This is a genomic window from Pantoea rwandensis, from assembly GCF_000759475.1.
Lineage (GTDB): Bacteria > Pseudomonadota > Gammaproteobacteria > Enterobacterales > Enterobacteriaceae > Pantoea > Pantoea rwandensis_B.
The window spans coordinates 4086682-4100492 of sequence record NZ_CP009454.1; the positions used below are offsets into that span (position 1 = coordinate 4086682).

General features: G+C 55.5%; 13 protein-coding genes and 1 tRNA gene. 5 read left to right on the forward strand and 9 right to left on the reverse strand.

Annotated elements, in window-relative coordinates; genetic code table 11:
- Positions 1-6: 6 nt before the first annotated feature.
- The gene (gene rbsK / locus LH22_RS18720; protein ID WP_038649212.1) at positions 7-924 is read right to left on the reverse strand and encodes a ribokinase; all 918 of its coding nucleotides are present in this window, start codon (positions 922-924) and stop codon (positions 7-9) included.
- A gap of 363 nt (positions 925-1287) precedes the next feature.
- On the opposite strand from rbsK, the gene deoR reads away from it, so the two are divergent.
- Positions 1288-2052 carry a DNA-binding transcriptional repressor DeoR gene (gene deoR, locus LH22_RS18725; protein ID WP_038649214.1) on the forward strand — a complete coding sequence of 255 codons (765 nt, stop codon included), beginning with the start codon at positions 1288-1290 and terminating at the stop codon, positions 2050-2052.
- Positions 2053-2054: 2 nt separating this feature from the next.
- On the opposite strand, the gene LH22_RS18730 is transcribed toward deoR, so the two are convergent.
- Entirely contained in the window at positions 2055-3002 is a 948-nt protein-coding gene (locus tag LH22_RS18730; RefSeq protein ID WP_038649217.1) for a 2-hydroxyacid dehydrogenase, read from the reverse strand.
- A gap of 174 nt (positions 3003-3176) precedes the next feature.
- On the opposite strand from LH22_RS18730, the gene ettA reads away from it, so the two are divergent.
- Complete coding sequence (ettA, locus tag LH22_RS18735) at positions 3177-4844, forward strand: energy-dependent translational throttle protein EttA (protein ID WP_071845633.1); 1668 nt, start codon at positions 3177-3179, stop codon at positions 4842-4844.
- A gap of 52 nt (positions 4845-4896) precedes the next feature.
- Here ettA and nadR read toward each other — a convergent pair whose 3' ends face one another.
- From nadR to serB, 3 genes are all read right to left on the reverse strand, one after another.
- Positions 4897-6123 carry a multifunctional transcriptional regulator/nicotinamide-nucleotide adenylyltransferase/ribosylnicotinamide kinase NadR gene (nadR, locus tag LH22_RS18740; RefSeq protein ID WP_038649223.1) on the reverse strand — a complete coding sequence of 409 codons (1227 nt, stop codon included), beginning with the start codon at positions 6121-6123 and terminating at the stop codon, positions 4897-4899.
- Between the two features lie 176 nt (positions 6124-6299).
- A complete protein-coding gene (gene radA / locus LH22_RS18745) occupies positions 6300-7682 on the reverse strand; it encodes a DNA repair protein RadA (RefSeq protein ID WP_038649226.1) in 1383 nt (460 codons plus the stop codon).
- A gap of 13 nt (positions 7683-7695) precedes the next feature.
- The gene (gene serB, locus LH22_RS18750) at positions 7696-8673 is read right to left on the reverse strand and encodes a phosphoserine phosphatase (RefSeq protein ID WP_038649229.1); all 978 of its coding nucleotides are present in this window, start codon (positions 8671-8673) and stop codon (positions 7696-7698) included.
- Positions 8674-8780: 107 nt separating this feature from the next.
- Here serB and LH22_RS18755 point away from each other — a divergent pair, with 107 nt between their 5' ends.
- A complete protein-coding gene (locus LH22_RS18755) occupies positions 8781-9458 on the forward strand; it encodes a YtjB family periplasmic protein (RefSeq protein ID WP_038649232.1) in 678 nt (225 codons plus the stop codon).
- Here the strand turns inward: LH22_RS18755 and yjjJ are convergent.
- From yjjJ to LH22_RS18775, 4 genes are all read right to left on the reverse strand, one after another.
- Positions 9455-10777 (reverse strand): type II toxin-antitoxin system HipA family toxin YjjJ, encoded by a 1323-nt coding sequence (gene yjjJ / locus LH22_RS18760; protein WP_038649235.1) that lies wholly within the window; start codon positions 10775-10777, stop codon positions 9455-9457. The genes LH22_RS18755 and yjjJ overlap by 4 nt on opposite strands.
- A gap of 128 nt (positions 10778-10905) precedes the next feature.
- Positions 10906-11589, reverse strand: coding sequence for a pyrimidine 5'-nucleotidase (gene yjjG / locus LH22_RS18765; protein WP_038649238.1), 684 nt, complete (start codon positions 11587-11589; stop codon positions 10906-10908).
- A gap of 11 nt (positions 11590-11600) precedes the next feature.
- Complete coding sequence (rimI, locus tag LH22_RS18770) at positions 11601-12041, reverse strand: ribosomal protein S18-alanine N-acetyltransferase (RefSeq protein WP_038649241.1); 441 nt, start codon at positions 12039-12041, stop codon at positions 11601-11603.
- Complete coding sequence (locus LH22_RS18775; protein WP_038649244.1) at positions 12013-12423, reverse strand: DNA polymerase III subunit psi; 411 nt, start codon at positions 12421-12423, stop codon at positions 12013-12015. The genes rimI and LH22_RS18775 overlap by 29 nt, the downstream gene beginning before the upstream one ends.
- Before the next feature lie 106 nt (positions 12424-12529).
- Between LH22_RS18775 and rsmC the strand changes: the two genes are divergently transcribed.
- Both rsmC and LH22_RS18785 read left to right on the forward strand, forming a co-directional pair.
- Positions 12530-13564, forward strand: a complete 1035-nt coding sequence (gene rsmC, locus LH22_RS18780; protein WP_038649247.1) for a 16S rRNA (guanine(1207)-N(2))-methyltransferase RsmC — start codon at positions 12530-12532, stop codon at positions 13562-13564.
- A 141-nt stretch (positions 13565-13705) separates the two neighbouring features.
- Positions 13706-13792, forward strand: a tRNA-Leu gene (locus LH22_RS18785).
- Positions 13793-13811 lie beyond the last annotated feature (19 nt).

The window sequence follows — 13811 nt, forward strand, 5'->3', positions numbered from 1 at the left end:
TCGACCTCAGTTTAGGTTGAGAAAACGCTGGAAGGTTTCCGCGTCAGGATAGGAGCGCTGCGTGCCACGGCCGGTCACGCTGCACGCGGCATAAGCCGAGGCTTGCGACATTGCGGCCGCGATATCGCCGGTTTTTACCAGCTCGTGGGCAAAACAGCCGATAAAGGCATCACCCGCGCCGCTGGTATCCACCGCCTGCACTGCCGTTGGTGCCACATGATGCAGATGGTCGCCGGACATCCACAGTGAACCGCGTCCACCCAGGGTGATAATCAGGTTCTTCAGACCGCGCTTGAGTAACACCTGCCCCGCCCGTTTCACCTCATCATCCGTGCCCACCGGCATACCGGTGAGAATCTCCAGTTCGGTTTCATTGGGCATAAAGAAGTCACATTTGCAGGCGTAGTCGATATCCAGATTCGCCACCGCCGGTGCCGGATTGAGAATCACTTTGATGCCGTGTTGACGTGCAAAATCAATCGCGTAGTAGACGGTTTCCAGAGGAATTTCGAGTTGCAGGATGATCAGCTGGCAGGCTTTCAGCGCCTCGGCTGCCGCATCAATATCGGCGGGTTTGAGCTGCTGGTTGGCGCCTTTGATGATGAGAATGCGGTTCTGCGATTGCTCATCGACAAAGATCGGTGCCACGCCGCTGGAGGTGCCCGGCGCGGTGGTGACAAATTGGGTATCGACGCCCTGCTGCTTGAGGTTCGCTACCGTGTTCGGCGCAAACAGGTCGTCGCCCACTTTGCTGACCATCATCACGCTGGCACCCATTTTCGCGGCGGCCACCGCCTGATTCGCCCCTTTGCCACCACAGCCGATGGCGAAATCAGGCGCTTCCAGTGTTTCGCCCACTTTCGGCATCTGATTGGTATAGGTAATAAGGTCCACCATATTCGACCCAATAACCGCGATATCCATTGTTTACTCCCCGGTGAATTTTTTAGCTTTTAAATGTTATTTAAATCACATTAGCAGGTATAAAAAGTGATCTGTGTGACAAAATTCACATCCTGAGCAGCACGTTAAAACGATTTGTTCAACAACAGAGGCAATAGATATGTGATTATTTTAACAAAACCACATCAGCGCCGTTGACGCTTTCAGCGCGGTGTGGGAAGTTTGCGGGGCGATCTCATTACAGGTAATATTGAAAAATTGCCGGCTGGAAAAGTCGCAAATCATTAAAATATGAGAGATTTACCGCGAAATTTCGGTGGCGCTTCTGCCACGCCGACGGGTAAAACCTTTCTTCCTCAGGATAGTCATTACACAGAGATGCTCATGGAAACCCGGCGCGAAGAACGTATTCACAAGCTGGCGCAAGCACTGAAGCGCACCGATAAGCTGCACCTGAAGGATGCGGCGCAACTGTTGGGCGTCTCGGAGATGACCATTCGTCGCGATCTGACCGAGCCAGCCTCTACGGTGGTCCTGTTGGGGGGGTATATTGTCAGCGATCCGAAAAGCCATGCCGGGCACTATTTCGTCTCCGATCAGCACGGGCAAAATGCCGCACGCAAACAGCGCCTGGCGCAGGCCGCAGCCAGTTTGATCAGTGAAAATGACACGGTGTTTTTCGACTGTGGCACTACCCTGCCTTATATCGTGGATGCCATTCCGGACACGCTCGCGTTTACCGCGATTTGCTGCGCCATGAACACCTTCCTCGCGCTGAAAGAGAAACCCGCCTGTAATGTGATATTGAGTGGCGGCGAGTTTCATGCCGATAACGCGCTGTTTACGCCGATTGGCGCTCACTCGATCCTCGACGATCTCTGCCCGACGCTGGCCTTTATCTCCGCCGCGGGGATCGATCAGGAACAGGGCGCAACCTGCTATAACATCAATGAGTTAGCGATGAAACATCACGCCATGCTGCGTTCGCGCACGCGCGTGTTGGTGGCGGACAGCAGCAAATTTGGCAAAGTGCTGCCCGCGCGCATTGGCGAGCTACGTCGTTTTGATTTACTGGTGAGTGATAGCGCGCCAGAACCGGCGATGAAGAGCTGGCTGGCGCAACAGAATATCCCGCTGCGCCTGCCTTAAGATCAGGCTTTGCGGTCGATCACCGCATCGCCGTCGCGCAGACGGCGCAGGTTATCGCAGATCCCTTTGATAATTCCCTTCATTGAGACATCGGTGACGCCGCCAATATGCGGCGTCGCGATCACGTTATAGCGGAACACCGGATCTTGTGGATCGGGTGGCTCCTGCCAGAACACGTCCAGCCCGGCGCCAGCCAATTTTTTTGTCTCCAGCGCTGCCAGAAACGCCTGCTTCTCGATCAGGCCACCGCGACCCAGGTTGATCAGGAAACTGTCTGGTTTCATCTGCGCCAGCGCATCGGCATTAATGATGTTATGCGTCGTAGCATTGTCAGGCAGGCTGAGCACGACAAAATCGACCTGCTGCAACAGTTCCGGCAGCTGCGCCATATTGCCGACCCAGTCGAGTTGATGTTGGCGCGCAAAAGCTTCATCCGCTTCACGTTTTACCCCGATCATACGCATGCCAAACGGAGCCAGTCGCTTCGCCAAAGCTTTGCCGATGCCGCCCAGCCCCACCAGTCCCAAGGTTTTGCCCATCAGACCTAAGCCAATGGGTTGACCCAGCCTCTGCTGTGCCAGGCAATCGGCGATCTCATGCTGACGACGTGCCAGGCCAATCATCATCCAAATCCCCAACTCCGCCACCGAATCGGCATTACCGGAATGATCGGAGGGAACGTTCGCCACCATAATGCCGGCCTTTTTGGCCGCTTCAAGATCGACACCTTCCAGCCCGACACCCGCCTGCTGCACCAGCTTCAGGCGATCGGCCGTGGCGATCAATCGGGCATCCACCCGGCACATACCAGGAATTAGCGCATCAAAACCGGCCAGACTCTCCGCCGCATGGCCCGCCGAGGCAATAAACTCCATATCCGGTAACGTCTGACGAATGGCCGGAATTAATCCGCCCCAGGCATGTTCATCCGCAGCAATCAGCACTCTCATCGAACCCCCTCCGTTTTCCAGGCAAAAAAGCAGCATAGCGACTGTTGAGTGAGAATCAATCAGTTATGGGCGCTCCTGAAGATTCAACGCCATGCGGCTGTGATTGCCAGGTGAAAACGGCTAAACTTCAGCATCTGAGGTTCCACCATTCACAGACCAGAGGCTCATTACAACGTGGCTCAATTCGTCTATAGCATGCATCGCGTCGGCAAAGTGGTTCCGCCGAAGCGTCACATTCTGAAGAACATCTCTCTTAGCTTCTTCCCTGGCGCCAAAATCGGTGTACTCGGCCTGAACGGCGCGGGTAAATCCACCCTGCTGCGCATCATGGCCGGTATTGATACCGATATCGAAGGGGAAGCACGCCCACAGCCGGGCATCAAAGTCGGCTATCTGCCGCAGGAACCCAAACTCAACCCAGAGCACACCGTGCGTGAATCTGTGGAAGAGGCGGTTTCTGAAGTGGTTGGTGCACTGAAACGTCTCGACGAAGTGTACGCACTGTATGCCGATCCTGATGCCGATTTCGATAAACTGGCTGCCGAACAAGGTCGTCTGGAAGAAGTGATCCAGGCGCACGATGGCCATAACCTCGACACCCAGCTGAACCGTGCTGCTGATGCGATGCGTCTGCCAGACTGGGATGCCAAAATTGGCAACCTGTCCGGTGGTGAGCGTCGCCGCGTCGCGCTGTGCCGTCTTCTGCTGGAAAAGCCAGACATGCTGCTGCTCGACGAACCGACCAACCACCTGGATGCAGAATCCGTGGCCTGGCTGGAACGTTTCCTGCACGACTTCGAAGGCACCGTGGTGGCGATCACGCACGACCGTTACTTCCTCGACAACGTGGCAGGCTGGATTCTGGAGCTGGACCGCGGTGAAGGTATTCCGTGGGAAGGCAACTACTCTTCCTGGCTGGAGCAGAAAGATCAGCGTCTGGCGCAGGAAGCTTCTTCTGAAGCGGCACGTCGTAAGTCGATTGAGAAAGAGCTGGAGTGGGTTCGTCAAGGCGCGAAAGGCCGTCAGTCTAAGGGCAAAGCCCGTCTGGCGCGTTTCGAAGAGCTGAACAACACCGAATACCAGAAACGTAACGAAACCAACGAATTGTTCATTCCACCAGGTGCGCGCCTCGGCGACAAAGTGCTGGAAGTGACCAACCTGAGCAAATCGTATGGCGACCGCGTACTGATCGACGATCTGACCTTCTCGGTGCCGAAAGGCGCGATTGTCGGCATCATCGGCCCGAACGGTGCCGGTAAATCGACCCTGTTCCGCATGATGTCCGGTCAGGAACAGCCCGATTCTGGCACCATCGAGCTGGGCGAAACCGTCAAGCTGGCGTCTGTGGACCAGTTCCGTGACGCGATGGACAATTCGAAAACCGTGTTTGAAGAAGTGTCAGGTGGTCAGGACATTATGCGCGTCGGCAACGTTGAGATGCCGAGCCGTGCCTATGTTGGTCGCTTTAACTTCAAAGGCACCGATCAAGGCAAACGCGTTGGCGAGCTGTCCGGTGGTGAGCGTGGTCGTCTGCACCTCGCGAAACTGCTGCAAGTTGGCGGCAACCTGTTGCTGCTCGATGAACCGACCAACGATCTGGACATCGAAACCCTGCGCGCGCTGGAAAACGCCCTGCTGGAGTTCCCAGGCTGTGCCATGGTGATCTCGCATGACCGTTGGTTCCTCGACCGTATCGCCACCCACATCATCGATTATCAGGATGAAGGTAAGGTGGAGTTCTTCGAAGGTAACTTTACCGAGTACGAAGAGTACAAGAAACGCATCCTCGGCGCTGACGCGCTGGAGCCAAAGCGTATCAAGTACAAGCGTATGGCGAAGTAATTGTCATGATGTGAAAAAGGCGCCGATTGGCGCCTTTATTATTGCTGTAAGGTTAAGCCCCCAGCATCTGCTTCACCAGCTCAACGCAGCGCAGGAAGCGCGTATCGTAGTCATCCTCTTTCACATGGACGAACTCAATGTTGTTTTCACGCAACATGGTCACCAGCATCGACTGAAACTCGCGGCGATCCATCGAACTGCCCAGGCTGCGCAAACCGTCTGCCACCCACGGTACGTTGTTTTCCAGCAGAATCACCAGATCGAAACGGTACTCATCGATCAGCGCCTGCACAAACGGGTGCTCGCGCCCTTCATACTTGAGGCAAAACGCCTGCGTAGTGACAAAGTCGGTATCAATAAACGCCACTTTGCTGGCGTATTTCACTGCGAAATCAATGTACTGTGCCTGACCCAGCGCAATCTTATCGTAGTCAGAATACTGCAATGCCATCTCATCGCCACCGAGGTGCGAGAAGACATAATCGCGGCCATATTCCCAGGCACTGGTGGTGTTAAAGATATTCGCCAGCTTGTTCACCAACGTGGATTTGCCACTGGATTCACCGCCGAGGATCGCCACAGTGCGCACAAAGAACGGCTTCACTTCAGTCGGAATGTATTCCCAGTAACGGAACGGATCCTGACGAATCTGCCCGCCGCTGATGTTCATAAAGGATCGATTGGGATCGATCACCACCGTCGAAATACCGAGATGCTGTTGGTACATTGCCGCATCAGCTTCTTCACTGGTGTAAATACAATCCGGCTCAATGCCCTGCTCGGAGAGGAATTTCTTCACCCCTTCGCTCCACACATCCCAGCCGTGCGGATAGGGTTCAATTCCCTCTTCATCAAACGAGTGGATGCGGATGTTCTTCTGGTATTTGAAGGTCTGCAATAGCCAGCGCAGGCGATCGCTCACGGTCGGCTGCTGCGACATGGCGCTGTTTTCAAACAGCTCACGATCGCGCGGATCGTCATGGCCCATGATGATGTGCAGCTCATCCACCTGGCTGCAGGCGCGCTGGATCAGATAGATGTGGCCGGTGTGCAGTGGGTAGAACTTACCGAACACCACGCCAACAGTTTTGTCACGACGGGGGAATTCCAGCCCGAGAAAACGGTGCAGCGCTTCCAGCTTCTGAGCGCTTGGGCTTTTGATTTTGGCATTCAGCAGCTGGCTTAAATAGCCTTTGGTCATCCCGCTGGCATCTGCAACCTGCTGCAGCGTGTGACCCTGCTGGCGTATGGCGGTTTTCAGGTAGTCGAACGATGACATTTGGTGCCTCCTGCATGGGAAATAATGGGATGGGGTATGCGCTGGCCCTCACCCCGGCCCTCTCCAGTTTACGTGAGAGGGAAAAGTCTGTGCGGTACGTTTATCAAGATGCGCATGAATGCGCACGCTACATTGACGGTGAATGGCGGGGGCGGCATGTATGCCGCCCGGCGAAATTACAGCTCGTCCAATATCGCCAGTGCATCCGCCAGCTTCTTGGCGCTGTACACTTTCATGCCGTCGATGGCCTTTTTCGGTGCATTGCCCGCCGGCACAATCGCGCGCTTGAAACCGTGCTTGGCGGCTTCGGAAATGCGCTCTTGACCGCTGGGCACCGGACGAATTTCACCGGCCAGCCCTACTTCACCGAAGATCACCAAATCCTGCGGCAGTGGGCGGTCACGCAAGCTCGATACCATCGCCAGCAGCAGCGCGAGGTCAGCACTGGTTTCGGTGACTTTCACACCACCGACCACATTGACGAACACATCCTGATCCGCCATTTGTAAACCACCGTGCCGGTGCAGAACAGCCAGCAAAATCGCCAGACGGTTTTGCTCCAGGCCAACTGCGACACGACGCGGGTTGCCCATCATTGAGTGATCCACCAGCGCCTGAATCTCCACCAGCAGCGGGCGCGAACCTTCCCACACCACCATGACCGAACTGCCAGAGGTGACTTCATCGCCGCGTGACAGGAAAATGGCTGACGGGTTGCTGATTTCACGCATGCCCTGCTCGGTCATGGCAAACACGCCCAATTCGTTCACCGCACCGAAGCGGTTTTTGTGACTGCGCAGCGTGCGGAAACGGGAATCGGCATCGCCATCCAGCATCACTGAACAGTCGATGCAGTGTTCCAGCACTTTTGGCCCGGCCAGCGAGCCATCTTTGGTGACGTGGCCGACCATCACAATCGCTACGCCGCGTGTTTTAGCGAAGCGCGTCAGGTAAGCGGCCGTTTCACGCACCTGCGCTACGCTCCCAGGCGAAGACTGGATATCCGCCATGTGCATCACCTGGATGGAGTCGATTACCATCAGTTTCGGCTGTTCCTGCTCGGCGATCAGACAGATCTGCTCGATACTGGTTTCCGACAACATATTCAGGTTTTCAGTGGGTAATCCCAGACGATGGGCGCGCATTGCGACCTGTTGCAGTGACTCTTCACCGGTGACATACAGGGTTTTCATCCCTTCGGACAGCTTGCACATCACCTGCAACAGCAGCGTCGATTTACCGGCTCCCGGATTACCACCGATCAGTATCGCGCTGCCTGGCACCACGCCGCCGCCCAGCACGCGATCAAACTCTTTGAAGCTGGTGGAGAAACGCGGCACGGCTTCGAGGCTGATTTCGGACAGCTTCTGCACCCGGCTGGGTCCCGCGCTACCGGCATAGCCACTCAGACGCTCGTTACGCGCTGCCGCAGGCGAGGCGGCAATACGCACCTCGGTGATGGTGTTCCACGCGTTGCAGGCGCTACATTGCCCCTGCCAGCGTGGATAATCTGCGCCGCACTCGTTACAAACGAAGGCGCGTTTTGCCGCTTTGGCCAAATCAAATCCTCAGTTAACGCTCTTCGTGAATCAGGCTGCCGGTCAGGATGCAGAACACACCCATTAAATCGGCATGGCGGATAATGATCGACGCCTGCTCATTCACTTTGGGTTTAGCGTGGTAAGCGATACCCAACCCCGCCGCTTTGATCATCGGCAGATCGTTAGCGCCATCGCCAATCGCGACAGTTTGTTCTGGCGCAATGTCATGGCGTTCGGCGAGATTTTTCAGGGTATCGGCTTTAAATTGCGCATCGACAATCTGCCCCAGCACTTCGCCCGTCAGCTTGCCATCGCGCATTTCCAGCTCGTTGGCGACGGCCGCAGCCAGATGCAGTGTCTGACGCAAATGGTCGGCATAGTAGGTGAATCCACCGGAGGCAATCGCCACCTGCCAGCCCAGCGCCTGCAGTTTATGCACCAGCGTGGTCAGGCCAGGCATCAGTGGCAGCGTATCGCGCACCTGCTTGAGGATGTTGGCATCAGCACCCGCCAGTTTTGCCACGCGCTCACGCAAGCTGGCTTTAAAGTCCAGCTCACCGCGCATCGCACGTTCGGTGACTTCTGACACCTGCTCGCCGCAGCCCGCCAGTTTGGCAATCTCGTCGATGCATTCAATCTGAATGGCGGTGGAATCCATGTCCATCACCAGCAATCCTGGGGTTTTCAGATGCGGGATCTTGCCAAGCGGCGCCACATCAAACCCCGCATCGTGCGCCAGTTTGGTCGCACGTGGCGTCAGTGAACCGGCCAGACGAACCACCTGATACTCATCGACATTCCAGGCGCTGACGATCACCATCGCCGCACCCAGCAGATGCTGATAATCGGTCAGTTTTTGTTTATCGAGTCCGCGCCCATACAGCAACCAGCCAGTCCGACCGGCACGGTAATCCAGCGGCATCACTTCATCACCGCTGAGAGAGAGGGGGAGACCCGGCCAGAGTGAAACATCGGCGGGCAGATCGCACCAGGTAAGACGATTTGGCATTACAGCTCCTGTAGGGACAACAAAACCACGCAAGAGGCTACCTTGTCTGCGCGGGTTCTGGCAACATAATTGCCAGCCTTTCTGCTGTTACGTCACACGGGTTTCTGATGGTTAAAACCGCACTGAAATTTCGCCTGCATCGCACGGTGATTGTTCTTATCTCGCTGGCCCTGTTAGTGGTGCTGATGCAAGGGGCATCCTGGTTCAGTCTCGGCCATCAAATGGCACGCTCTGAGCAGGTGGAAGAACTGGCGCACACGCTGACGCGTCAGGTGGCGTTTAGCCTGAAACCGCTGATGGACAACAGCGACGACAACCGTACGCAAATCGAAGCCATCCTTAATCAGATGACCGATAACAGCCGCATTCTGGATGCCTCAGTCTATGCCGACGACGGCAGTCTGGTGGCACACAGCGGTGAAAGCATTAATGTGCGCGATCGCCTGGCGCTGGATGGTAAACGCGCCGGCAGCTACTTTAACCACCAAATCGTGCAGCCGCTGGAAGGCAAAGAGGGGCCGCAAGGCTTCTTACGCGTGACGCTGGATACCCATGTGCTGGTCACCGAATCACGTCAGGTGGATAACACCACCAACATTCTGCGTTTGATGATGCTGCTGGCGCTGGCGATTGGCATCATCCTCACTCGTACGCTGCTGCGCGACCGTCGTACCCGCTGGCAGCAATCACCGTTCCTGCTCACCGCCAGCCGCGCGGTGAAAGAGGATAAGGAACGAGAGGAAGAAGAAGCGGCCACCACCTCAGAGAATGAAAAAAGCCCTTAAGCCATTTTATGGATGGTCTCATCCAGCGTATCCAATTGCTGCAATGCTTGCGTGGCGATACGCTGGAAATTGGCGCTAAACATTTCGTCATCCGCAACCGCCTGCCAGTATGTTTTCGCCATTCCACAAGCAGTTCGCCACACTTCACTCGGTAATGAGATATCTAACTTTAATGCCAGTTCATCACGCATATGCCCCTGCGAGTTAGGTGCCAGTGCCATTGGCAGCATGTCGTAGGCAGGTGTCAGATTGAATGTTTCCCGGTCGGTGAAGAAAGATAAATTCCCTGCGTGCATATCACTGTTACCAATCAGGCGACCAAATGCCCATTGCAAAGTGCCACGCTGTAGGGTGACATCATCAATGCGCTGCTGATGGTGCAGTTCACGCAGCGCAGCAGGCCAGTGTTGTTGATGACCAACAAACTCTGCGCTGACGGCCTCAAGTGAACTCATCTCGCGTCGACCACGCTCACCGATGCGATCAAAACGCTGTACTTCAAGAAATAGCTGCTCTTTACCTGCAATCAATTGGCTTTGCGCCGCCGTCACGCCTGCGGCTTGAAGATGCTGCAATGCCAGATGTTCCGCACGGAGCAAATCACGCCAGCGCTGCGCATTATCGCTGTGGCGCGACACAGTGAATTTCACCAGACAGTGACGATCGCCATTCGCTGTCGTGGCATAGCAGAGAAATTTCGGTTGCTCGCCGCCCGCTGATGACCCTGGCTCATCGCCATTTAGCGCATGCAGTGCTCGCTGCGGGTAAGATGACGCTTTCTCTTCTTCACTGATGGCGCGCGGTGCTTCCTGCTCTAACCAACGCTGATAGGTGCGCTCACCGATGATGAATGCGCCCGGCATGTCGACGCCGCCGCTTGCCAGCGCCATTAAGCACTGATCGTCACTCCACAGACGAATGTCGTCATTTAATCCCAATGGATAAGCATTCTCTATGCCCCACTGACGACCAATAAAACCTTGCGGGCGCATATCCTGTAAAAACCACGGCAACCCTTCGTAAAAGTGGCCTCGCCCCTGCTCATCGTTATGCAGGCAACTGCCCTGCGGCCAGGTCGGTAACAAAGTGCCTGCGGGCTGCGCCTGGCCATGTGCAGAGATGCGATACAGCGGGAAGTGGTCTTCACCGCGAATCGGACGGAGCAAAGCATAACGCGACGCACGGGCTCTGCCCCATTTCACTATTTGGGGTTGTTGCCGTAATTGCCGCGACAACGTCGCCTGACTGATGCCAGAGCGTTGCAGTAAATCGGCTGCACCGAGCGGTCCCGCCAGCAGCAAATTTTGCAGATCGACCATTGTCGTTCACCCTATCAGCGCCTGATGAATAGATTCATGAATAGATTTATGCATAGATTTTATCATAAAAAAAGCCCGCACAGCGGGCTTCTTCGAATCATCACAACGTTAACGGTGAATAGATACTTTTAACGTTGTGTCAGCAACGCCTGCAGCTCAGCCAGCGTCTTCACCTGCCAGGTTGGCGTGATGGGTTCCGGCAGTGGACGCGTGCCGTGATCGATCCAGCAGGTTTTTAGCCCGGCATTCATCCCGCCCAGAATGTCAGACTCAGGTGTATCCCCGACCATCAACACGCGGCTGCGATCCGGGTTGCCGAGCAACGCCAGCGTGTGGTCGAAAATCGCCACGTCCGGCTTCGGTACGCCGACCTGCTCAGAGATCACCAGCTCATCAAAGAACTCGCGGAAACCGGTACGTTCCAGACGCGCCTGCTGTAAGGCGGTAAAACCGTTGGTGATGATGGCGATCTTCACTTTGCCTTTTAGCGTATTTAACAGCTCGGCAGCGCCCTCCAGCGGCAGGCAGATCTCCGCCATCGCGCTGAGAAAATCGCTGTTCAGCACTTCAGGCGCGACGCTGAGTTTCTCACCCCACAAGGTGAAACGACGTGTTTGCAGCTGCAAGGCTGAAATGGTGCCGTTTTGATAATCGACCCACAGCGGTTTGTTAATCGCCTGATAATCGGCGTAATCTTGATCGCTAAAGTGCACGTCATAGCTAGCAAACATTCGCTGTAAACCGGCGTAGGCGTCAAAATGAAAAAGTGTGTCATCCGCATCAAACAGGATGCAGTCCCAGTCGTTTAACATAGTGTCCCTTTTTACAGAGTTAGCGCCATGATAATGGCATCTTCACGGCCGTTGGCGGTGGGATAGTAGTTGGGTCGAACGCTGACCTGATGGAAATCCAGTTGCTCATACAGCGCAATCGCCGGGTGATTCGAGGCTCGCACCTCAAGCCACAGCGTCATCACATCGCGCTTTTCCAGCTCAGCAATCAAATGTTGCAGCAGCTGGCGCGCATAGCCGCGGCGCTGAAAATCGGGATCGACCGCAATGTTGAACAGCGAGGCTTCATCCAGCACCACTTGCGTAATGGCGAACCCTGCCAGTTTACCCTCGGCTTCCAGACGATAATTCACAAAACGTTCGCCCTGATTGCTGGCAAACGTCTGCTCGCTCCACGGAAACGCGTGGCTGCGACGCTCAATCGCCAGCAGCTGCGGCTGGTCTTCAGGGATGACTAAAGAGATGGCTGTCATGGTTACACATCTGTTGCCACAGGGCGCGTTTTGCCGCACCGCTGCTGATTAATTCGTTGAAAACGGCGGTGGAAAAGGTGATGCCGTTAAAGGTGTATTCGCTCTCGACGCCCAGCAACCAACCGGCACAATCCACCTGATCAGGCAGCATCGGCAGCTGTTCCGGCGTCAGCGTCATCACCTGCGAAGGCTGAATATTCAGGGCTCGCAGGACATCGCGAATTAAGGGTTCCTGCAGCGCGGGGGCATGTTCAGCCACCATCACCAGACGGGTGTCCGGGGCCAGCGTCACGGCAATTTCGCCCTGCAGCACGCGCGGACGCCGCAATTGATACTGCGTAATCCCCATTTGCTGTAGAAGCCAGTCGCGCCTTGTGCTCATGCTATTACCCGTTATGCTGCCAGAATGCGACGCTATGCTAGCAAACCCATCGAACATGCGCCAACAAAGCACTATAATCCCCGCTCTGATTTAACAGGAGCGTTCCATGTCTGCTTTTACCCCGGCCAGCGAAGTCATTCTGCGCCACAGTGATGAATTTACCGCCCGCCATGTTTTGTTTGCTGGCGACCTGCAGGATGACCTGCCCGCCCAGCTGGAAACCGCATCAACACGCGTGCACACCCAGCAGTACCATCACTGGCAGAACCTGAGCCGTCGCCTCGGTGAACGTGCGGTTTACAGCATGGTGGCCACTGCCGCCGATGTTGAAGGCTGCGATACGCTGGTTTATTTCTGGACGAAGAACAAGCCAGAAGCGCAGTTCCAGCTGCAAAACCTGCTGTCGCTGATGCCGGTCGGCTGCGATATCTTTGTGGTCGGTGAAAACCGCAGTGGCGTGCGCAGTGCAGAAGGCATGCTGGAAGACTGGACGAAACTGGAAAAAGTCGACAGTGCGCGTCGTTGCGGTCTCTATCATGGTCGTCTGGATACACAGCCAACCTTTGATGCCAGCAGCTACGGCAATACTTACATGATCGAGCACCTCACCATCCACACGTTGCCGGGTGTATTCAGCCGCGATGGCCTGGATATTGGTAGCGATCTGCTGCTCTCCACGCTGGAGCCGCACTTCCGTGGCAAAGTGTTGGATATCGGCTGTGGCAGCGGCGTGCTCGCCACCGTGATGGCACAAATCTCTCCACGCATCCGTTTGTGGCTGTGTGATGTGCATGCTGCTGCCATCGAAGCCAGTAAACTGACGCTGGCCGCCAACGAACTGGAAGGGGAAGTGTTCGCCAGTAACGTCTTCTCGGATGTCACTGGCCGTTTCGATATGATCATTTCTAATCCACCGTTCCATGACGGCCTGCAAACCAGCCTCGATGCGGCCAACACGCTGATTCGTGGTGCCTTAAAGCATCTGAACAGCGGCGGTGAACTGCGTATTGTGGCTAACGCCTTCCTGCCCTATCCGCAGATTCTGGATGAGACCTTCGGTAACCACGAAGTGCTGGCGCAGACCGGACGCTTTAAGGTCTACCGTGCCGTGTACGGACGCGGCGCCAAAGCGCGTAAATAACCCATTTTGCGCTTCCCGACGGTGAAAATGTTGTTTTTTGCAGCAATCGTTTCATCGTCGTGAAATATGTATTGACGCAAAGAGTAAAATCTCTAGAATGCGCCTCCGTGGTTAGCAATACTTTAGAGTGTTGCAGGGTACGCGACGGTGGCGGAATTGGTAGACGCGCTAGCTTCAGGTGTTAGTGTCCTTACGGACGTGAGGGTTCAAGTCCCTCCCCTCGCACCAATAATCACAAAGTTTATAT

Bases quoted from the DNA above. Each gene is read 5' to 3' on its own strand.
- rbsK (WP_038649212.1), bottom strand. From the start codon at position 924: ATGGATATCGCGGTTATTGGGTCGAATATGGTGGACCTTATTACCTAT.
- deoR (WP_038649214.1), top strand. From the start codon at position 1,288: ATGGAAACCCGGCGCGAAGAACGTATTCACAAGCTGGCGCAAGCACTG.
- LH22_RS18730 (WP_038649217.1), bottom strand. From the start codon at position 3,002: ATGAGAGTGCTGATTGCTGCGGATGAACATGCCTGGGGCGGATTAATT.
- nadR (WP_038649223.1), bottom strand. From the start codon at position 6,123: ATGTCATCGTTCGACTACCTGAAAACCGCCATACGCCAGCAGGGTCAC.
- serB (WP_038649229.1), bottom strand. From the start codon at position 8,673: ATGCCAAATCGTCTTACCTGGTGCGATCTGCCCGCCGATGTTTCACTC.
- LH22_RS18755 (WP_038649232.1), top strand. From the start codon at position 8,781: ATGGTTAAAACCGCACTGAAATTTCGCCTGCATCGCACGGTGATTGTT.
- yjjJ (WP_038649235.1), bottom strand. From the start codon at position 10,777: ATGGTCGATCTGCAAAATTTGCTGCTGGCGGGACCGCTCGGTGCAGCC.
- yjjG (WP_038649238.1), bottom strand. From the start codon at position 11,589: ATGTTAAACGACTGGGACTGCATCCTGTTTGATGCGGATGACACACTT.
- rimI (WP_038649241.1), bottom strand. From the start codon at position 12,041: ATGACAGCCATCTCTTTAGTCATCCCTGAAGACCAGCCGCAGCTGCTG.
- LH22_RS18775 (WP_038649244.1), bottom strand. From the start codon at position 12,423: ATGAGCACAAGGCGCGACTGGCTTCTACAGCAAATGGGGATTACGCAG.
- rsmC (WP_038649247.1), top strand. From the start codon at position 12,530: ATGTCTGCTTTTACCCCGGCCAGCGAAGTCATTCTGCGCCACAGTGAT.